This is a genomic window from Acinetobacter sp. FDAARGOS_558, from assembly GCF_003937785.1.
GTDB lineage: Bacteria > Pseudomonadota > Gammaproteobacteria > Pseudomonadales > Moraxellaceae > Acinetobacter > Acinetobacter baumannii.
The window spans coordinates 2892573-2911526 of the sequence record NZ_RKJH01000001.1 but is presented as its reverse complement, the minus strand read 5'-3'; the positions used below and the strand labels follow the sequence as shown (position 1 = coordinate 2911526).

The window sequence follows — 18954 nt, the reverse complement described above, 5'->3', positions numbered from 1 at the left end:
TATACAAAGTCAAGAATAAAGAAAAGGTTTTTCCATAAAAAAATTTAGCTGCTGCTTTTTTAATCTAATATTAAATCGTGAATTTACTCTTCTTAGCTCATTATTTATTAAAAATTCATTATTTTTATATAAAACGATCCATTCTAAATTGCTTATTTATAAAGTTTATTTAAATATAATCAGTTTACATTGGGGAAGAACTGATATGAATTTATCTTATTTAAAAACAAGCCTGTATACAGCCGCTACAACAGCGATTTTACTTTGCTCAAGTCAAAGTCAGGCACAGCAATATTATAAATGGATGGATCAAAGTGGCTCGACACATTACACCACGACGCCACCACCTAAAGGAGCGAAACATTTGAACAAAGTTTCGACTTACGGCAGTCAACCATTGTTGAAAAATCCAACATCAAACTTAGAACAACCATCTCAGGATAAAGTCGTGCAAGAAGTAACTAACGTAGCAGTGGAAAAAGGTGCACCTGCTGTCCCGGCCCCACCTGCCCCGTCTGTATCGGCACCAAGATAATTAAAATGAGAGTGGTGAATATTTTTACCACTCTTCGATTATTTAAAATAAACAAGAATAGATTGGGAAATTTTATAGCGCAGATTAAAAGATAAAATCCTGCTCTAAAAACTGACATTTTCCTCTATTTTGCGCTATGCTGTGCAGCAATCTTTCATTTCAATTTTCGTTGTATAGCTTACGTCTATGACTATTTCTCACATTGACCCAGAATATCAAGCAAACACGATTGAACCATCAGTCCAACAAGATTGGGAAAATCGTAAAGTCTTTAAAGTTGCCGACACTGTCGAAGGTAAACATCGCTACATCCTGTCAATGTTCCCTTACCCAAGTGGCAAACTGCACATGGGTCATGTGCGTAACTATACCATTGGCGATGTAATTAGCCGTTTTTACCGTTTAAAAGGCGAAACCGTATTACAACCTATGGGTTGGGATGCATTTGGTTTACCAGCAGAAAACGCTGCAATTGCCCATAAAGTTGCTCCGGCAAAATGGACATTTGAAAACATCGCTTACATGCGTGACCAATTAAAAAAATTAGGTCTATCTGTAGATTGGGACCGTGAATTTGCAACGTGTACACCAGAGTACTATCACTGGGAACAATGGTTGTTCGTTCAGCTTTATAAAAAAGGTTTAATCTACCGTAAACTTTCAACAGTAAACTGGGACCCGGTTGACCAAACAGTTTTGGCAAACGAACAAGTTGAAAATGGTCGTGGCTGGCGTTCAGGTGCATTGGTTGAAAAACGCGATATTCCAATGTACTACTTCCGTATTACGGACTATGCACAAGAATTATTAGACGACCTAGACACTCTACAAGACGGCTGGCCTCAACAAGTGTTGACCATGCAGCGTAACTGGATTGGTCGTTCTACAGGTATGGAAATTACCTTCCCATCTGCCAATACTGAAATTTATGCTGACGGCTTAACTGTTTATACAACACGTGCCGACACACTTATGGGTGTGACGTACGTTGCCGTTGCAGCAGAACACCCTCTTGCGCTTAAAGCTGCTGAAAATAACCCTGAATTGGCTGCATTTATTGAAGAATGCCGCATGGGTTCAGTTGCAGAAGCTGACTTGGCTACAGCCGAGAAGAAAGGTATGGCAACAGGTTTATTTGTAAAACACCCTGTAACTGGCGAAGAGCTCCCTGTCTGGATTGCGAACTACGTATTAATGTCTTACGGTTCTGGCGCAGTGATGGCTGTACCAGCACATGACGAACGTGACTTCGAATTTGCTAACAAGTTCAACTTGCCAATTAAGCAAGTCATTGATGCCAAAGGTGCTGACGATGCAGACTACTCTGCTACCGAGTGGCAAGAATGGTACGGTTCTAAAGAAGGTAAACTTGTTAACTCTGGCGAGTTTGACGGTCTAGAATTCCAAGCTGCATTTGATGCATTCCTTGCGAAATTAGAACCACAAGGTTTAGCAAATTCTAAAGTTCAATTCCGTTTACGTGACTGGGGTGTTTCTCGTCAACGTTACTGGGGTTGCCCAATTCCAATGATTAACTGTGATACTTGTGGTCAAGTCACAGTTCCTGAAGATCAACTTCCAGTTGTATTACCAACTGACGTTGTTCCAGATGGTTCAGGTAATCCACTAAATAAAATGCCTGAATTCTATGAAACGAAATGTCCTTGCTGTGGTGGCGATGCACGTCGTGAAACAGATACATTGGACACATTTGTAGAATCATCTTGGTACTACGCACGCTATGCATCTCCAGACTTTACTGGCGGTATGGTAAAACCTGAAGCAGCTAAAAACTGGCTTCCTGTAAACCAATATATTGGTGGTGTTGAACACGCGATTCTTCACTTACTTTATGCACGCTTCTTCCACAAATTAATGCGTGATGAAGGTGTTGTACAAGGTAATGAGCCATTTACCAACTTGTTAACTCAAGGCATGGTGCTTGCAGATACTTTCTATCGTGAAGCAGAAAATGGTAAGAAAACTTGGTTTAACCCTGCTGACATCGAATTAGAACGTGATGAGAAAGGCCGCATCATTTCTGCAAAATATTCAGGTGATGGTCAAGAAGTGATTATCGGCGGACAAGAAAAAATGTCTAAGTCGAAAAATAACGGTATTGACCCACAAGCCATTATTGATCAATACGGCGCAGATACAGCTCGTGTATTTATGATGTTTGCTGCACCACCAGATCAATCTTTAGAATGGTCTGATGCAGGTGTTGAAGGTGCAAACCGTTTCTTGAAACGTGTATGGCGTCTGGCAGCAAGCTTCCTTGAAAAAGGAAACTCTGCAACAGCAATTGATAAAGCAAACTTGTCTAAAGATGCTCAAGATTTACGTCGTAAGACACACGAAACCATTCAAAAAGTAAGTGATGATATTGAGCGTCGTCATGCGTTCAATACTGCAATTGCTGCATTGATGGAATTGTTAAATGCAAGCAATAAGTTTGAAGCAAAAGATGACAATGACGTTGCTGTAGAACGTGAAGTAATCACCACATTGTTAACGTTACTTGCTCCATTTGCTCCGCATTTAAGCCAGACTTTATTGGCTCAGTTTGGTACGGACTTAACAGAAGCAACTTTCCCTGAAGTTGATGCTTCTGCATTAACCCGCAATACTCAAACGATTGTTGTACAAGTAAATGGTAAACTTCGCGGTAAACTTGAAGTTTCTGTTGATATTTCTAAAGATGAGTTATTAGCTCAAGCGAAAGCATTACCAGAAGTTCAGCAGTTCTTAACAGGACCAACCAAAAAAGAGATTGTGGTTCCAAACAAATTGGTTAACCTCGTGGTTTAATTACAGGTATTAATGAGAGGATCAAGCATGCACTTAGCCCAACGTTTAGCCGCTGTTGTTTTAACCTTAGGCCTTAGTGCAGGCTTAGTCGGGTGTGGTTTCCATTTAAAAGGAACCAACCCGACTGCGACTCCACTTGTTTATAAAAAATTAAGCCTTGAGTTACCGGCAAAAACCGATGACCTTGAAACACAATTAAAAGTGTATTTAACGGCAAATGGTGTTCAACTCAGCAATGACAACGACGCCTATGTTCTTCGTGTTTTAGAATACACGCCTCGTCGTCAGCTTCTAAATGGTAAACTTACAGAAGTATTATTACGCTTGACTGTAACTTTCCAAATCGAAGACCGTCAAGGTAATAAAATTACAGAGCCGCGTACTTTAACCGCAGCTCGTAGTTATCAATATGATTTGGCAACGGTCAACACTGAGAACCAGCAAGAGAGTTACTTGCAACGTATTGTAATTGATGACCTTGCACAGCAAATTACTCGTCAAATTTCAGCCAATCGCTTACCAAAAGCTCAACCATAGACATATCTTTTCTTAAGTAATGAAACTTGACTATTTACAAGCCCTCAAACGCATTCCGGAAGCTCGGGGTGCGTGGATCCTGCATGGACAGGAACCTTTATTAGAACAAAATTTACTCGACACTTTTCGCAAAAGCTGGCAGCAACAAGACATTGAAAGACAGCGCTACGATATTAGTAGTGTAAGTGACTGGAAAAATGTCTTTAATGCACTGAACAGCCTATCTTTATTTTCTCAGCAACTTGCTATTGAAGTTCACGGCAATATCAAGCCCGATGCCAATGGTTTAAAACAGCTAAAAAGTTATATCCAGCATAATGAAACTAACCTGCTGTTAATTGTTTTACCCAAACAAGACAGTAGCAGCTTAAAATCTGCTTTTTTCCAAGTTGTTGAAGCGAACGGTGTGGTGGTTGCTCTTACTGCTAACTATCCGCAAGATCGTCAACGAATATTAGCCGCTGAGGCTGTGAAGTTAGAAATTCAACTCGACAATGATGCTTGGCAGTGGCTCATGCAGCATCATGAGCATAATCTGCTCGCTGCTAAAAATAGCTTGATGCGGGTAAGAGATACTTTTCCAGACCAGAAACTGATTCAAATTGAACAGTTATATGCGTGTCTACAAGATCAGTCTCGTTACACCACTTACGATTTAAGCGATGCGTTATTAGAAGGTAACCTTGCTCAGTCCATTAAGATCTTTCAATATTTAATCGGTTCCGGTGAACCGGAAAGCTTGATCTTATGGACATTAAGTAAAGAAATGCGTTTATTAATGCAGTTGTTTGAACAACCACATAATGCATTACAACTAGGTATATGGAAAACAAAAGTTAGCTTATATCAACAAGCATTAAGAAGACTCAATCCACAGCAATTTTTGGGATGGTCTGCCCTGCTTTTACAAATTGATGCCGCAATCAAAGGCATGTCAAATGAGAATGCCCAACATTTAATGCAACAAGCCATTGCCGAGCTGTGTGGAAAAACATTATTTATACATTAAGGCAGCCAAATCATTTGCCTGCTTTATTGAAATATCATAAAAATTCACGTTTTATCCTCATTTGACTCTTATACTAAGTTAAATTTTAGACTTTTCGACCTCTCGCCATGCCAAAAATAAAGCCAATTAAACTCGTAATTATTGTCGTCTGTATCGCCATTATTGCTGTCTTAGCTTGGAAATTCTTAAAGCCTAAACAACAGCAGCCTCAATATATTACAGCAGAGGTAACTCGCGGGGATATTGAGAATAATGTACTTGCAACCGGTACGCTTGATGCAACCAAGCTCATTAGTGTGGGTGCTCAGGTATCTGGTCAGGTTAAAAAGATGTATGTGCAGCTTGGTGATCAAGTAAAACAAGGTCAACTTATTGCACAAATTGACTCGACCACCCAAGAAAACAGTTTAAAAACATCTGATGCTAATATTAAAAATCTAGAAGCACAGCGTCTTCAGCAAATCGCTTCTTTAAACGAGAAACAACTCGAATATCGTCGTCAACAACAAATGTATGCTCAAGATGCAACGCCTCGTGCAGATTTAGAGTCGGCTGAAGCTGCTTATAAAACAGCTCAGGCACAAGTTAAAGCATTAGATGCACAAATTGAGTCTGCAAAAATAACGCGTTCAACAGCACAAACCAATATTGGCTATACACGTATTGTTGCGCCAACTGATGGTACGGTTGTTGCGATTGTGACTGAAGAAGGTCAAACGGTAAACGCAAACCAAAGTGCTCCAACTATCGTCAAAATTGCAAAACTTCAAAATATGACGATTAAAGCACAGGTGAGTGAAGCCGATATTATGAAAGTGGAAAAAGGTCAGCAGGTCTATTTCACGACCTTAGGTGATGAAACCAAGCGCTATGCAACCTTACGTCAAATTGAACCTGCTCCAGATTCGATCTCTAGTGAATCAAACAGTACCACAAGTTCAACAACCAGCTCAGCTGTTTACTACAACGCTTTATTTGATGTTCCAAATACGGACGGCAAATTGCGTATTGATATGACTGCACAAGTTTATATCGTATTAAATTCAGCAAAAAATGCCTTACTGGTTCCATCTTCTGCGTTAAGTAGCAAACAATTTTCTGGCCAAAGAAAACAGGGTCAATCAGCAGATAAAGCGAGTTCTACTCCAAGTGCAGAACGCAAGCATCAAGGTAATGGGGTTCGTTTAGAACGCTTAAATTTAACTCCTGAACAAAAACAACTTATTGAACAAGGCAAAGCAACACTAAGTGTAGTTCGCGTTTTACAAGCAGATGGTACGACTAAACCAACACAAATTTTGGTAGGTATTAATAACCGTGTAAATGCGCAAGTACTTGCCGGATTAAAACAAGGTGACCAAGTTGTAATTGCCGATAGTTCAGAAAACTCTGCAGCTTCTGCAAACAGTGGTAATAACCGCCGCCGTGGCCCAATGGGAATGTAAGCATGACAAAACAAGCTTTGCTTGAAGTCAGCAATCTGGTCCGGGAATTCCCTGCTGGCGAAAGCACGATTCAAATTTTAAAAGGCATTGACCTGACCATTTATGAGGGTGAGCTGGTTGCTATTGTCGGCCAGTCCGGCTCTGGTAAATCAACACTCATGAATATTTTGGGCTGTCTGGACCGTCCAACTAGTGGTAGTTATAAGGTTAATGGTCAAGAAACCGGTAAACTTGAGCCAGACCAGTTAGCGCAGTTACGCCGTGAATATTTTGGTTTTATTTTCCAGCGCTATCATTTACTGGGTGACTTATCAGCTGAAGGTAACGTTGAGGTTCCAGCTGTTTATGCTGGTGTTACTCCAGCAGACCGTAAACAGCGAGCTACTGCCCTGCTCACGGAGTTAGGTTTAGGTACTAAAACGCAAAACCGACCAAGCCAGCTTTCAGGTGGTCAACAGCAACGTGTGTCGATTGCACGTGCCTTAATGAATGGCGGCGATGTGATCTTGGCCGACGAACCAACAGGGGCACTCGATTCACATAGCGGCGTTGAAGTGATGCGAATTTTGCGTGAACTCAACGCGGCTGGCCATACGATTATTTTGGTAACGCACGATATGCAAGTTGCAAAGAATGCAACGCGCATTATCGAAATTAGTGACGGGGAAATTATTAGTGACCGTCCTAATATTCCAGACCAGTCATTAGAAGAAGTTAAATCTGATCCAGATGCAGCACCTGCTTTACAAAATAAGCAGAAAAAAGGCAAAAGTATTTCGGCTTGGCGTTCAACCCTAGATCGATTATCCGAAGCCTTTCAAATGGCTTTACTGTCCATGAATGCCCACCGCATGCGTACTTTCTTAACCATGTTGGGGATCATTATTGGTATTGCTTCGGTCGTAACGGTAGTTGCGCTAGGTAATGGCTCTCAACAACAGATTTTGAGCAACATTAGCAGTTTAGGCACCAACACAATTACGGTATTCCAAGGTCGTGGTTTTGGTGATAACTCCAAGACAGCCAATTTTAAAACGCTGGTTCCTGCCGATGCCGATGCATTAATGACACAGCCTTATGTCAGTGCAGTCAGCCCGATGGTCAGTACATCCAAGACCATGCGTTATCAACAAAATGAAGCAAACGCGACTATTAATGGCGTAAGTAACGATTATTTTGATGTAAAAGGTCTAGTCTTTAAAGACGGCCAAACCTTTGATCAACGAAGTGTCCGCGACCGATCACAAGATGTAGTCATTGATACCAATACGCAAAAACAATTCTTTAGCGATGGTACTAACCCAATCGGGCAAGTCGTGTTACTGGGTAGCGTGCCAGCTCGTATTATCGGCATTGTAGAACCTCAGACCAGCGGAATGGGTTCGGATGACACGCTGAATGTATATATGCCTTATACCACAGTCATGAGCCGTATGTTAGGGCAAGCGCATGTCCGTAATATTGTCGTACGTATTAATGATAAATACTCGACCAGTGCTGCTGAAAACGCCATCGTTAACTTATTAACCCAACGCCACGGTGCCCAAGATATTTTCACCATGAACAGTGACAGTATCCGACAAACCATTGAGAAAACCACAAGTACTATGACTCTCTTAGTATCAGCAATTGCTGTAATTTCTCTGGTAGTTGGTGGTATCGGGGTAATGAATATTATGCTGGTTTCGGTGACTGAACGTACGCAAGAAATTGGTGTGCGTATGGCTGTGGGTGCTCGACAAAGTGATATTTTGCAGCAGTTCCTGATTGAAGCAATTTTAGTATGTTTGATTGGTGGTGTACTTGGCGTACTGCTATCACTTGGCTTAGGACAACTGATTAATAAGTTTGCCGGTGGCAACTTTGCTGTCGCCTATTCAACCACATCAATTGTTGCTGCGTTTGTGTGTTCAACATTGATCGGTGTCGTATTCGGCTTCTTACCTGCCAAGAATGCAGCAAAACTTGACCCTGTTGCAGCACTATCACGAGAATAAGGAAAATTGCATGTCTTTTTCTATGACTAAACTTAGCGCAGCACTTCTCCTCACTAGTTCTCTTGTGGGATGTGCCGCTGTAGTAAAAACACCTTACCAAGCACCAGCTGTACAAGTTCCGGGCAGTTTTCAGTACGATAAGGCTAAAGCTAAAACAGCATCGGTTGAGCAATATTCTGACCGTTGGTGGACATTGTTTGGAGATACACAGCTCAACCAACTCGTAACTAATGTTTTAGAGCGCAATAGTGATTTGGCTGTTGCGGGAATCACACTCCAGCAAGCACGCTTGCAAGCTGATTTAACCGCGAATAAACAAGGCTTACGGACCAGCTCTAGTGTTTCTACAGGGCATTCTTTCGACTTAAATTCGGGAGATGACAGTGCGAAAGGTTTATCAATGAGTGCTGGGGTGAGCTATGAACTTGATTTGTTTGGCAAGCTTGCTCGTCAAACTGAAGCAAGTAAATGGGAAGCGTTAGCAACCGAACAAGATCTTCAAGCTACTGGTCAAAGTCTAATTGCCACTACTGCGAAACTCTACTGGCAACTTGGTTATTTAAATGAACGGTATGCAACTGCACAGCAAAGCTTAGCCACTTCACAAAAGCTTTATCAGTTAGTTCAAACTCAGTATAAAGCAGGTGCAGTTTCAGGATTAGACCTTACGCAAGCCGAGCAGTCTGTTCAAAGCCAAAAAGCAAGTTTAAGCCAGATTGAGCAACAGCTTGTTGAAACGCGTACAGCCATTGCTGTGTTATTGCATGAGCCAGTACAGCAACTCAATATTCAAGAGCCACAGCGTTTACCACGTACAGCGCTGCCTGCTATTGGTGCGGGTTTACCAGCGGATATTTTGTCACGTCGCCCAGACTTGCAAGCAGCTGAGCTTCGCTTGAGAAAAGCACTAGCAACTAAAGATGCAACTAAAGCAAGCTACTACCCGTCAATTAGCTTAACCAGTAGTTTAGGTTCAAGCAGTACATCTTTAACGGAGTTATTACGTAACCCTGCCCTTACGCTTGGAGCGAGTTTAAGCTTACCGTTTTTGCAATATAACGATATGAAAAAAGATATCGCGATTAGCAACCTAGATTATGAAAAAGCGATTATTCAATATCGCCAAACGCTTTATCAGGCTTTTGCTGATGTAGAAAACGCGTTGTCGAGTCGTACAGAACTCGACAAACAAGTAGCTTTACAAGAGCGTAATGTCGAACTTGCAGAAAAAACTGAACGTTTAACTGAAGTCCGCTACCGTTATGGCGCTGTTGCGTTAAAAACACTTCTTGATGCACAGCAAACTACACGTACTGCGCGCTTGAGTCTTGTTGAAACCAAACAAAGCCAATACAACGCTTATGTCACCCTTATGCAGGCATTAGGTGGTTCGCCTGTAAAAGAACTGCCGCAATAACTTGCGCCCAGTAAAAAAGCCGTAGTCCTTCAACTACGGCTTTTTTTATGTCTGAATAAATCTTAAGACTTATTCATCATCCATCATAGATTGGCTCATACCTACAGTATTGAAACCAGCATCTACATATAGAATTTCACCAGTAATACCTGAAGCCCAAGGTGAGCATAGGAATAAAGCTGCGTTACCCACTTCTTCAATGGTTACGTTACGCTTTAACGGCGCAACTTTTTCGTTAGCATCTAGCATTTTACGGAAAGATTTAATACCAGAAGCAGCCAAAGTACGGATTGGACCCGCAGAAATCGCGTTTACACGGATACCGTCAACACCCAAACTTGATGCCAAGTAACGAACGCCAGCTTCTAAAGATGCTTTTGCCATACCCATTACGTTGTAGTTAGGCATAACGCGCTCAGAACCTTGGTAAGTCAAAGTTAATAAACAACCTTGGCGAGCTTGTAATAAAGGTTTTGCAGCACGTGCCATTGCAATAAAGCTGTATGCGCTAATGTCATGAGCAATTTTAAAACCGTCACGGTCAGTCACTTCAGTGAAGTCACCATCAAGCGTGTGCGCAGGTGCAAAGCCGATTGAGTGCACAACACCGTCTACGCCGTCCCAATGTTTTGCAAGTTCCGCAAATGCATTATCAATTTCAGCATCAACGGCAACATCACATGGAAACACAAGCTTAGAACCGAATTGCTCAGCAAACTCATCTACACGTTTTTTTAATTTTTCGTTTGGATAAGTAAATGCAAGCTCAGCACCTTCACGGTGTAATGCTTGTGCAATACCATAAGCAATTGATAATTTACTAGCAACGCCTGCAATCAAAAAGCGTTTACCTGCTAAAAGTCCTTGTGTCATGCCGATCTCACTCAAAACAATTTTCAGCATAATGCCAATATTCAACGTTTTTCGAAATTGCATAATGCATCTTTTTTCAAAAATCGCACGAAAAAAAATCGCTCCGATTTAGGAGCGACTTTTTACCAACTCATTTTTAGTCGTCAGACAATAAGCCAAGCAAACGTAAGAACGAGATATACATCCATACTAAAGTTGCAAGTAAGGCAATACCACACAACCATTCCATGAATTTTGGTGCACGATATGCTGCATTGGTTTCGATCAAATCAAAATCTAAAATTAGGTTCAGTGAAGCAATCACTGCAACAAAAGCAGCAAAACCAATACCTAACCAGTTGCTTTCAAAAATATAAGGAATGCTTGAGCCAAACGCTAAACGCATCACCATCTGCACGATAAATACAATAAAGATCGCCAAAGATGCAGAGATTACAACTGATTTGAACTTTTCAGTTGCGCGTATGATTTGAAACTTATATAGACCAAACATCACCAAAGTCGTGACGAAAGTTGCCAATAAAGCTTGAAGAGGAACGCCCGGATATTTCAACTGGAAAGTAAAAGAAATACCACCTAAGAAAGCCCCTTCAAATAAAGCATAAGGAATTGCTAAAGTTGGTGCAGTCGTTGGTTTAAAAGTCGTAATTAAAGCTAAAACCAAGCCGCCAATTGCACCCACAATTGAAGCCGCATAAGCAATACCAACATTTGCAGTAAAGGCTGCATAGAAAAATAAAGCGACACCCACTGCAGCAGCAATGATGGTCAACATCACAGATTTTTGAATCGCACCTTGCACGGTCATCGGTTGACTATAGTCACTGACCGTTTCAACGCGTGTCAGTATCGGGTTATTACTTTGCATAAATGCTCTCTTTTTTATAATAAATAAACTTAAAACATCATTTTAAGCAAAATGAATATGAAAGCCAAATTCCCACTTGGCATTATTGTAACAATGTCCTTTAAACAATAAAAAAGGGAGCTTTCGCTCCCTTTCGTCTTACTTGAATAACTTAATCAATCTTTACCGTCAGTATTCATAATAAAGAAGTATTCACGGTAATACTTAAGCTCAGAAATGGAATCACGAATGTCATCCATCGCCAAATGTGATGCATTTTTTTTCAGACCACTCATAATTTCAGGACGCCAGCGTTTTGAGAGTTCTTTTACTGTAGATACGTCAAGATTACGGTAGTGGAAATACTGCTCTAGTTCAGGCATAAGACGATGTAAGAAACGGCGATCCTGACAAATCGAGTTACCACACATTGGTGAAACTTTTGGATTTACCCATTTTTTTAGAAATTCTAAAGTCTGTAACTCAGCATCACGAGCGGTCAATTTACTACGACGAACTCGTTCAATTAAACCTGACTGGCCGTGCTGACGCGTATTCCACTCATCCATTGCATTTAAAATACGATCAGGTTGATGAATAGCCAAAACCGGGCCTTCGGCAAGTACATTTAAATGATCATCTGTAATAATTGTTGCAATTTCAATAATCTGGTCGTTGTCGGTATCTAAACCTGTCATTTCCAGATCAATCCAAATTAATCGTGTATTTAAAGTACTGCTCATGAATGTACGTTCTAAAGTGCCGTAAAAACATCAATAGTAGCAAATTTCTTGCTTCTGCGCTGTAATTCCATACCAGCTTCGTGCTATTTTTGCGGTCTTCAAACAATGGTTTTTTTGGGATATGAATGGCTCTAATTCGTAAGCGTCGTTTAACTGAGCAACAGCAACGTCGTATTGAAAAACAGCATAAAACTCGCCAAGAAGAAGTCGATACTTCACAAGATCTAGATGGGCTGGTTGTACAGCACTATGGACGTCAACTTGAAGTACAGGCACTTTCTGTACCCGATCATCACCCAGAAAAACCGCAAATCGCTGAAGGCGAACCAGAACCGTTTTGGAAACCCATTGAATTAAATAGCGTTTGGCGCTGTCACACCCGTACAAACCTTGAATTACTGGTCACTGGTGACCGAGTGAAGTGGCAAGCTGACCCTAATACAGGTTTAGGGATTATTACCGCAATTCATCCACGTACATCTTTACTTACACGCCCGGATCGCTATCACAAAGTAAAACCTGTAGCTGCGAATATCAGCTTAATCGTTATTGTTTTTGCCCCACTGCCAGAACCGGCACCTACTTTGATTGACCGCTACTTAGTGGCATGTGCAGATGCGAATATTCCGGCTCTTTTAGTGCTTAATAAATCAGATTTACTCACTGAAAATGACCCGATTCTCGACATGCTCAAAGAGTATGAAAATTTAGGCTATGAAGTCATGATTTGTCATTCTAAAGGTGACATCTCAGCATTGTCCCAGCGTCTTGATGGCGAGACAGTAGCTTTTGTAGGTCAGTCAGGGGTTGGGAAAAGCTCACTTATTAATGTGCTCATTCCAGATGCTGAACAAAAAACCAATATCATTTCTGAAAACTCAGCACTTGGACAGCACACCACGACTTCTACTCGTTTAATCAACTTTGGTAGAAATGGCGCCTTGATTGATTCACCGGGAATTCGCGAGTTTGGGCTTTGGCATCTCGATTTAGATAAAATTCGTATGGGCTTCCCTGAAATCGAAGCACATTTAGGTTCGTGTCAGTTCCGTAATTGCACTCATACTCATGAAAAGAACTGTGGCTTAAAACAAGCTGTTGAAGCAGGTGAAATTTTACCACGCCGCCTAGACAGCTTTTTACGTTTAATCGATGAGATTCAAGAAGCGCAGCAAAAAAACTAATTTTCTACCCCATTTGCCCTTGAAGTGGTGATTTTGATCACCATCTATATACGCTATACTCTAGGTCAATTTTGTTTTTAATTTTTTTAGGTGACTTGTGGAACGCTGGTTAGAGTTTATGGGGAATCACCCCATTTTGTTTGGTACACTCGGAGTCTTGATCGTATTGTTCTTCATTTTTGAAGGTCAACGTAACGGTCGTAAAATTTCTCCACAGTCGCTTGGTATTTTAGTGAAAGCGAAAAATGCTCTTTTGATTGACTTACGCGATAGCAAAGACTTCCGCGAAGGTCACATTAGTGGTAGCCGCAATATTCCTTATAGCCAAATTGCAAGTCATGCTGATGAATTAAAAGCAAGTGACCGTCCATTGGTATTTATCTGTAACCTAGGGCAAGTTGCTGGTAGCGCTTTACAGAAAGTCGCTCACCATGACAGCTATCGCCTTGATGGTGGTATCAGTAACTGGAAAGCTCAAGGCTTACCTCTCGTTAAAAGCAAACCAAAAGCTTAAGGAGAATTGTTATGGCAGCAAATGTCATTGTTTACTCAACTTCTGTATGCCCGTACTGCGTTCGCGCGAAACAATTACTTGAGCGTAAAGGTGTTGCTTACAAAGAAGTAAATCTTTCTGTTGAAGCGCCAGAAGTACGTGCTGAATTAATGCAACGTACAAATCATCGCACTGTTCCACAAATTTTTATTAATGATCAGTTTATCGGTGGTTTTGACCAACTTTATGCTTTAGAGCGTGAAGGTAAACTCGACGAATTATTGGCTTAACATCGCATCCATATTAAGGAAAAAACAATGAGCGAAGAACAACAAGTTCAACCACAATTAGCTTTAGAGCGTATTTATACAAAAGATATTTCTTTTGAGGTTCCAGGGGCACAAGTTTTCACTAAACAATGGCAACCTGAACTTAACATCAATCTTTCTTCAGCTGCTGAAAAGATTGACCCAACTCACTTTGAAGTATCTTTAAAAGTTGTGGTTCAAGCCAATAACGACAATGAAACAGCGTTCATCGTAGATGTAACTCAATCTGGTATTTTCTTAATCGATAATATCGAAGAAGACCGTTTACCTTACATTTTAGGTGCATATTGCCCGAACATTTTGTTCCCGTTCTTACGTGAAGCAGTAAACGACTTAGTAACAAAAGGTAGCTTCCCACAGTTACTTCTTACTCCAATCAACTTTGATGCAGAGTTCGAAGCAAACATGCAACGTGCTCAAGCTGCTGCTGTTGAAGGTCAAGCTTAATTTTATAGCTTACCCTAAACTCAAAAAACCGCGTAATTCGCGGTTTTTTTATGGGAGTAATTTAGATTTAACGGTCAAGTGAATGAATCTGAATAGAAGGAAACTGGAATCCACGGCATGATTGTTCTGAACGCCATGCGACTGTTAAGATCATATTACCGAACACAAAGTTTTGGTAGGCAAATGTCCCAATAAGCTCATGCGAACATAATCCGCCCTGATTTGTAGGATGTGCTTGGGTGTTTAAGGTATTTAAATCTAAACGTATACCCAGACCCGATGCTTTTAAAACAGCTTCTTTAGTCGTCCAGACTTTAAACCAATATTCTCTATCTTGTTCTAGACTTTGCCACGTTGCATATTCATCAGGATGAAAAGCATGTTGTGCCAGACTATCCAGACGTACTTTACGATCAAGCTCTTCAACATCTATACCAATATCTTTAACATTTTCGCTCATGGCTAAAGCGTAGTATTGTTGGCTATGTGAGTGATTAAAATGCAAAGTGTGATTCAATAAATAAGGTTTGCCATGTTCATGCTTGGCAAACTCCAATTCCATTGAAGTGAGTCGTAGTTTCTCTGCAATCAATCTATTTCTGACACTCTTTATTTGTTGTTTTTTATACTCATTAAATGTACGAAAGTCGGGAAAGTCGTGTTGTTTTCGATTTAAAAAATCATTGAGTTTTCCTATATAAATGTCCACATGTTTACTATTCATTTTATTAATCCGAACCATCCATAATTCACTGCTAGCATTAAAACCTTACTGATACCTGATTAGACAATACAATAAAAAGCCCAAAGAAGACTTTGGGCTTTTTCAATTAAAAACAGATTAACGTTTAAATTTCTTTTCTGCTTTTTTGAATTTCTGAATATAACGACGACGACGTGCAGCTGTACGCTCATCGACCTGACTCTTACGGCCTTCAAACGGGTTTTCAGAAGTCTTAAATTCAATTTTAACTGGTGTACCTTCAAGCTTATAAACCTTACGGAACACATTCTCTAAATAACGGCGGTAATCTGCAGGAGTCTTATCCACCTTGTTACCGTGAATCACAATAGTCGGTGGATTTTGTCCACCCATGTGCGCATAACGCATTTTAATACGACGACCTTGAACTGTCGGCGGCTGATGCTGATCAGTTGCATCATTCAAAATCTGCGTCAATTTCGCAGGAGATACCTTTAAGTTTGCAGACTCATAAGCACGGTGAATTGATGGGTATAACTCACCCACCCCAGTACCATGTAGAGCAGAAATAAGGTGAATTCGAGCCCAAGGAATAAAGTCAAAACGGCGCTCAACATCAAGCTTACACTGCTTGCGGTCGTATTCACTCATGTTGTCCCATTTATTGATCGCAATGACCATGGCACGCCCAGCTTCCAGCGCATAGCCAATTAAATGTAAGTCTTGCTCAACAATACCTTCACGGGCGTCAACTACAACCACCACCACATGTGCGTCTTTCATCGCTTGTAAAGTCTTCACAATTGAGAATTTCTCAATCATTTCATCAACTTTACCTTTACGGCGTACACCTGCTGTATCAATTAAAGTGTACTTACGACCTTCACGCTCGAACGGAATATAAATAGAGTCACGAGTTGTACCCGGTTGGTCAAACGCTACCACACGGTCTTCACCAAGTAAGCGATTTACTAACGTTGATTTACCTACGTTCGGACGACCAATAATTGCTAGACGCAATCCGGTATCTTTGTCATGCTCTTCAGGATTTTCATCTTCTGGAATATCTTGAAGTACATCCTCAAGCATTTGTTGTACACCACGGCCATGGCTCGCTGCAACTTGTAATGGTTCACCCATACCAAGCTTGTAGAACTCAACCAAAGCAGCTTCAGCATGAACACCATCAACCTTATTGGCAACAAGATAAATTTTCTTGCCTAAAGTACGTAATTCACGTGCAATTTGCTCATCGGAAGCTAACAATCCAGCACGCGCATCAACTACAAAAATAATAATATCTGCTTCATTGATGGCTGTTTTCGACTGCTCGGCCATGTAGTTATCGATACCGCCTTCACTTTCACCAATACCACCAGTATCAACAACAATGAAAGACTTATTTTGATAAGTCGCATCACCATATTTACGGTCACGAGTCAAACCCGCGAAGTCGGCTACAAGTGCATCACGACTCTTGGTAATCTGGTTAAATAACGTTGATTTTCCGACATTCGGACGACCAATGAGCGCAATAACGGGTTTCATACAATAACCTTAATTCAAGACCAGCCATATCTCATGGCATGAGCATTAGAAACAGTACAGGAGATATATTTTAAGGTCAGATATGACCATAATAAAAGACGGGGCTTTGAACTGATTTAATTCAAACACCCCGATATTTTTAACAGCGTAATTTGTTAAGCGGCTATTTTAGCACAAGCGAACAAAATTAACGATTCTGCCAAATACTTAAATCGCCTTTTCGAGTCGAAACATAGAGCTGATTCTCAATCACACGTAATGTATTGACCTCACCACTTGTTTTAGAACGACCAATCAACTTACCTGTTGTCGGGTCGATTAGGTGTAAAACACCATCCAAATCACCAACAATAAGGTCCGATCCCAAGACGACAGGATTACTTAAATGACGGTTTAAGAGACTATCATTTTGCCAAAGCTGTTCGCCTGTTGTTAAGTCATAAGCAGTAAGCTTGCCATCAGTTGACGAAACAAACACTTTATTATCATAAACTTCTGGACGCTTGGTGCTACTTGAATCTTCACTCCAAACCACACGTTGAGAAGCAAGATCAGTAACAGTTACTTGGCCTTGGAAACTAGTTGTTACCATGAGTTGACCCGCAACAACCGGATCACCATCAATGTCAATTAAACGCTGAATATCAGAACGCCCTTCACTTACTGCAACACGACGTTGGAAGCGCGGAATACCACTAATCGTATCAATTGCATAAACATATGCATTTGCAGAAGCAATTAAAACAGTACGAGGGTCAAGACTCACTGGCGATGGCTGACCACGTAAACTGAACTGAACATTTGGCAATTTGTATGCCCAAACTTGTTGTCCTGATGATACATCGTGTGCAAATACAGTACCGTCATTTGCAATTGTAATCACGCGTCCAGACTGAACTAAAGAAGGACTTAATAAAGCACCAGATAATTGAGCAGTCCATTTTTGTTCACCAGTTGCCTGATCTAAAGCAAATAACTGACCTTTACTGTTACCAACAACAACAATACCTTCAGCTGCTTCAACACCAGAGCTTAAGCCCAATTTACTAACTTTTTTCTCCCAAAGACGTTGTTTACCACGATATGCAGCAACTTCACCTTTAGGATCAAGGGTAAAAACGACACCTTCGCTAGCGTCAAGTTGTAAACGTAATGGATCTGCCTTATTCGTAGAAGAAACACTGCGTGAAAACACGGGCACCAAACTCTTATTTGACTCAGTCAATTTCGGTAGTGGATTTGGTTTTGCTTCTTTTACTTTGTTGCTAGAACATCCGACCAATACAGCCGATGCGATTGCAATTGCCAAAGGCAGTTTGAATTTCTGATTCATTAAGACTCTTCCACCTGTGTTTCCAAAATTGGGCGCTCAATCTGTGGATCTTCAACTAAAACGCCAACACTTTCGAGTTTAATTTGTAAAATTTGTCGCTCTTGTTTACGTTCCAGTAACGAATCCCATGCAGCTTGATATGCTTTTTTAGCAGAATCAATATCTTTCTTAGCAACAAAGATATCACCGCGTAACTCTTCTACTGTTGCTTTAAATGCCGGATCGACATCACCAGACAAGGTTTTTAGAGCTTCATCATATTTGTTTTGCGCCAATTGTGCATCTGCTAAACGCAATTTTACAACCTGAATCAGTCCTTCATCTTTTACTTTTGAATTCTCAACTTTTTTCAAAGCTTTTTCAGCAGCAGCATAATCTTGTTTTTCATATGCAAGTTTTGCCAATACAAATTGAGTTTGTATCGCCTGAACTGAATCAATATCGTCTTTTACAATCTTATCTGCCGAAGCTGTTATTGAAGCTAAAGCATTTGGATTATCGGCTGTTGCATTTGCTTCATCCATTAACTGCTGTACTTTTGCAGTTTCTGTCTGACTCGTTGCAAGGTTTCTTTTTTGCCAATATTCCCACCCGAAAAAGGCAATCAATGCAATGAGAATCCCGCTAATCATGGCAGAACCATATTTTTTGGCGAACGACTTTAAGCTGTCGAATTGTTCTTCATCACTTAAGCTCATGTGAT

Annotated in this window: 18 protein-coding genes; 11 read left to right on the top strand and 7 right to left on the bottom strand. The window is 40.8% G+C overall.

The window, feature by feature from the left end; genetic code table 11:
- The first annotated feature begins 205 nt into the window (after positions 1 to 205).
- The 7 genes from EGT34_RS13965 to EGT34_RS13930 all read left to right on the top strand — a co-directional run bounded on the left by EGT34_RS13965 (position 206) and on the right by EGT34_RS13930 (position 9751).
- Positions 206 to 535, top strand: a complete 330-nt coding sequence (locus EGT34_RS13965) for a DUF4124 domain-containing protein (RefSeq protein ID WP_001054469.1) — start codon at positions 206 to 208, stop codon at positions 533 to 535.
- 186 nt (positions 536 to 721) lie between these two features.
- On the top strand, positions 722 to 3346 hold the full coding sequence (gene leuS / locus EGT34_RS13955) for a leucine--tRNA ligase (protein ID WP_024437439.1): 2625 nt from the start codon (positions 722 to 724) through the stop codon (positions 3344 to 3346).
- A 27-nt stretch (positions 3347 to 3373) separates the two neighbouring features.
- Positions 3374 to 3883 carry an LPS assembly lipoprotein LptE gene (lptE, locus tag EGT34_RS13950; RefSeq protein ID WP_000549819.1) on the top strand — a complete coding sequence of 170 codons (510 nt, stop codon included), beginning with the start codon at positions 3374 to 3376 and terminating at the stop codon, positions 3881 to 3883.
- Positions 3884 to 3902: 19 nt separating this feature from the next.
- A complete protein-coding gene (gene holA, locus EGT34_RS13945) occupies positions 3903 to 4892 on the top strand; it encodes a DNA polymerase III subunit delta (RefSeq protein WP_000762833.1) in 990 nt (329 codons plus the stop codon).
- Between the two features lie 107 nt (positions 4893 to 4999).
- Positions 5000 to 6337: a MacA family efflux pump subunit gene (locus EGT34_RS13940; protein ID WP_001124213.1), complete on the top strand. Its 1338-nt coding sequence runs from the start codon at positions 5000 to 5002 to the stop codon at positions 6335 to 6337.
- 2 nt (positions 6338 to 6339) lie between these two features.
- Positions 6340 to 8334, top strand: coding sequence for a MacB family efflux pump subunit (locus tag EGT34_RS13935; protein WP_000165901.1), 1995 nt, complete (start codon positions 6340 to 6342; stop codon positions 8332 to 8334).
- Positions 8335 to 8356: 22 nt separating this feature from the next.
- Positions 8357 to 9751, top strand: coding sequence for an efflux transporter outer membrane subunit (locus tag EGT34_RS13930; protein WP_161401662.1), 1395 nt, complete (start codon positions 8357 to 8359; stop codon positions 9749 to 9751).
- Positions 9752 to 9820: 69 nt separating this feature from the next.
- On the opposite strand, the gene EGT34_RS13925 is transcribed toward EGT34_RS13930, so the two are convergent.
- The 3 genes from EGT34_RS13925 to orn form a co-directional block, all read right to left on the bottom strand.
- Positions 9821 to 10624 (bottom strand): enoyl-ACP reductase FabI, encoded by an 804-nt coding sequence (locus EGT34_RS13925; protein ID WP_031972035.1) that lies wholly within the window; start codon positions 10622 to 10624, stop codon positions 9821 to 9823.
- A 136-nt stretch (positions 10625 to 10760) separates the two neighbouring features.
- Positions 10761 to 11492, bottom strand: coding sequence for a Bax inhibitor-1/YccA family membrane protein (locus EGT34_RS13920; protein ID WP_001191562.1), 732 nt, complete (start codon positions 11490 to 11492; stop codon positions 10761 to 10763).
- Positions 11493 to 11647: 155 nt separating this feature from the next.
- A complete protein-coding gene (orn, locus tag EGT34_RS13915) occupies positions 11648 to 12214 on the bottom strand; it encodes an oligoribonuclease (protein ID WP_000099436.1) in 567 nt (188 codons plus the stop codon).
- 125 nt (positions 12215 to 12339) lie between these two features.
- On the opposite strand from orn, the gene rsgA reads away from it, so the two are divergent.
- The 4 genes from rsgA (at position 12340) to secB (ending at position 14667) form a co-directional block, all read left to right on the top strand.
- Complete coding sequence (rsgA, locus tag EGT34_RS13910; RefSeq protein WP_001173996.1) at positions 12340 to 13398, top strand: ribosome small subunit-dependent GTPase A; 1059 nt, start codon at positions 12340 to 12342, stop codon at positions 13396 to 13398.
- Positions 13399 to 13495: 97 nt separating this feature from the next.
- A complete protein-coding gene (locus EGT34_RS13905) occupies positions 13496 to 13912 on the top strand; it encodes a rhodanese-like domain-containing protein (RefSeq protein WP_000443006.1) in 417 nt (138 codons plus the stop codon).
- Positions 13913 to 13923: 11 nt separating this feature from the next.
- On the top strand, positions 13924 to 14181 hold the full coding sequence (gene grxC / locus EGT34_RS13900; RefSeq protein WP_000729828.1) for a glutaredoxin 3: 258 nt from the start codon (positions 13924 to 13926) through the stop codon (positions 14179 to 14181).
- 27 nt (positions 14182 to 14208) lie between these two features.
- A complete protein-coding gene (gene secB / locus EGT34_RS13895; RefSeq protein WP_001288260.1) occupies positions 14209 to 14667 on the top strand; it encodes a protein-export chaperone SecB in 459 nt (152 codons plus the stop codon).
- Positions 14668 to 14734: 67 nt separating this feature from the next.
- On the opposite strand, the gene EGT34_RS13890 is transcribed toward secB, so the two are convergent.
- From EGT34_RS13890 to EGT34_RS13875, 4 genes are all read right to left on the bottom strand, one after another.
- Positions 14735 to 15391, bottom strand: a complete 657-nt coding sequence (locus EGT34_RS13890; protein WP_001085076.1) for a 4'-phosphopantetheinyl transferase family protein — start codon at positions 15389 to 15391, stop codon at positions 14735 to 14737.
- Between the two features lie 117 nt (positions 15392 to 15508).
- Positions 15509 to 16918, bottom strand: a complete 1410-nt coding sequence (der, locus tag EGT34_RS13885; RefSeq protein WP_000805592.1) for a ribosome biogenesis GTPase Der — start codon at positions 16916 to 16918, stop codon at positions 15509 to 15511.
- A 187-nt stretch (positions 16919 to 17105) separates the two neighbouring features.
- Positions 17106 to 18251, bottom strand: coding sequence for an outer membrane protein assembly factor BamB (bamB, locus tag EGT34_RS13880; RefSeq protein WP_001072119.1), 1146 nt, complete (start codon positions 18249 to 18251; stop codon positions 17106 to 17108).
- Complete coding sequence (locus tag EGT34_RS13875) at positions 18251 to 18949, bottom strand: YfgM family protein (protein ID WP_000058788.1); 699 nt, start codon at positions 18947 to 18949, stop codon at positions 18251 to 18253. The genes bamB and EGT34_RS13875 overlap by 1 nt, the downstream gene beginning before the upstream one ends.
- Positions 18950 to 18954 lie beyond the last annotated feature (5 nt).

Bases quoted from the DNA above. Each gene is read 5' to 3' on its own strand.
- EGT34_RS13965 (WP_001054469.1), top strand. From the start codon at position 206: ATGAATTTATCTTATTTAAAAACAAGCCTGTATACAGCCGCTACAACA.
- leuS (WP_024437439.1), top strand. From the start codon at position 722: ATGACTATTTCTCACATTGACCCAGAATATCAAGCAAACACGATTGAA.
- lptE (WP_000549819.1), top strand. From the start codon at position 3,374: ATGCACTTAGCCCAACGTTTAGCCGCTGTTGTTTTAACCTTAGGCCTT.
- holA (WP_000762833.1), top strand. From the start codon at position 3,903: ATGAAACTTGACTATTTACAAGCCCTCAAACGCATTCCGGAAGCTCGG.
- EGT34_RS13940 (WP_001124213.1), top strand. From the start codon at position 5,000: ATGCCAAAAATAAAGCCAATTAAACTCGTAATTATTGTCGTCTGTATC.
- EGT34_RS13935 (WP_000165901.1), top strand. From the start codon at position 6,340: ATGACAAAACAAGCTTTGCTTGAAGTCAGCAATCTGGTCCGGGAATTC.
- EGT34_RS13930 (WP_161401662.1), top strand. From the start codon at position 8,357: ATGACTAAACTTAGCGCAGCACTTCTCCTCACTAGTTCTCTTGTGGGA.
- EGT34_RS13925 (WP_031972035.1), bottom strand. From the start codon at position 10,624: ATGACACAAGGACTTTTAGCAGGTAAACGCTTTTTGATTGCAGGCGTT.
- EGT34_RS13920 (WP_001191562.1), bottom strand. From the start codon at position 11,492: ATGCAAAGTAATAACCCGATACTGACACGCGTTGAAACGGTCAGTGAC.
- orn (WP_000099436.1), bottom strand. From the start codon at position 12,214: ATGAGCAGTACTTTAAATACACGATTAATTTGGATTGATCTGGAAATG.
- rsgA (WP_001173996.1), top strand. From the start codon at position 12,340: ATGGCTCTAATTCGTAAGCGTCGTTTAACTGAGCAACAGCAACGTCGT.
- grxC (WP_000729828.1), top strand. From the start codon at position 13,924: ATGGCAGCAAATGTCATTGTTTACTCAACTTCTGTATGCCCGTACTGC.
- secB (WP_001288260.1), top strand. From the start codon at position 14,209: ATGAGCGAAGAACAACAAGTTCAACCACAATTAGCTTTAGAGCGTATT.
- EGT34_RS13890 (WP_001085076.1), bottom strand. From the start codon at position 15,391: ATGAATAGTAAACATGTGGACATTTATATAGGAAAACTCAATGATTTT.
- der (WP_000805592.1), bottom strand. From the start codon at position 16,918: ATGAAACCCGTTATTGCGCTCATTGGTCGTCCGAATGTCGGAAAATCA.
- bamB (WP_001072119.1), bottom strand. From the start codon at position 18,251: ATGAATCAGAAATTCAAACTGCCTTTGGCAATTGCAATCGCATCGGCT.
- EGT34_RS13875 (WP_000058788.1), bottom strand. From the start codon at position 18,949: ATGAGCTTAAGTGATGAAGAACAATTCGACAGCTTAAAGTCGTTCGCC.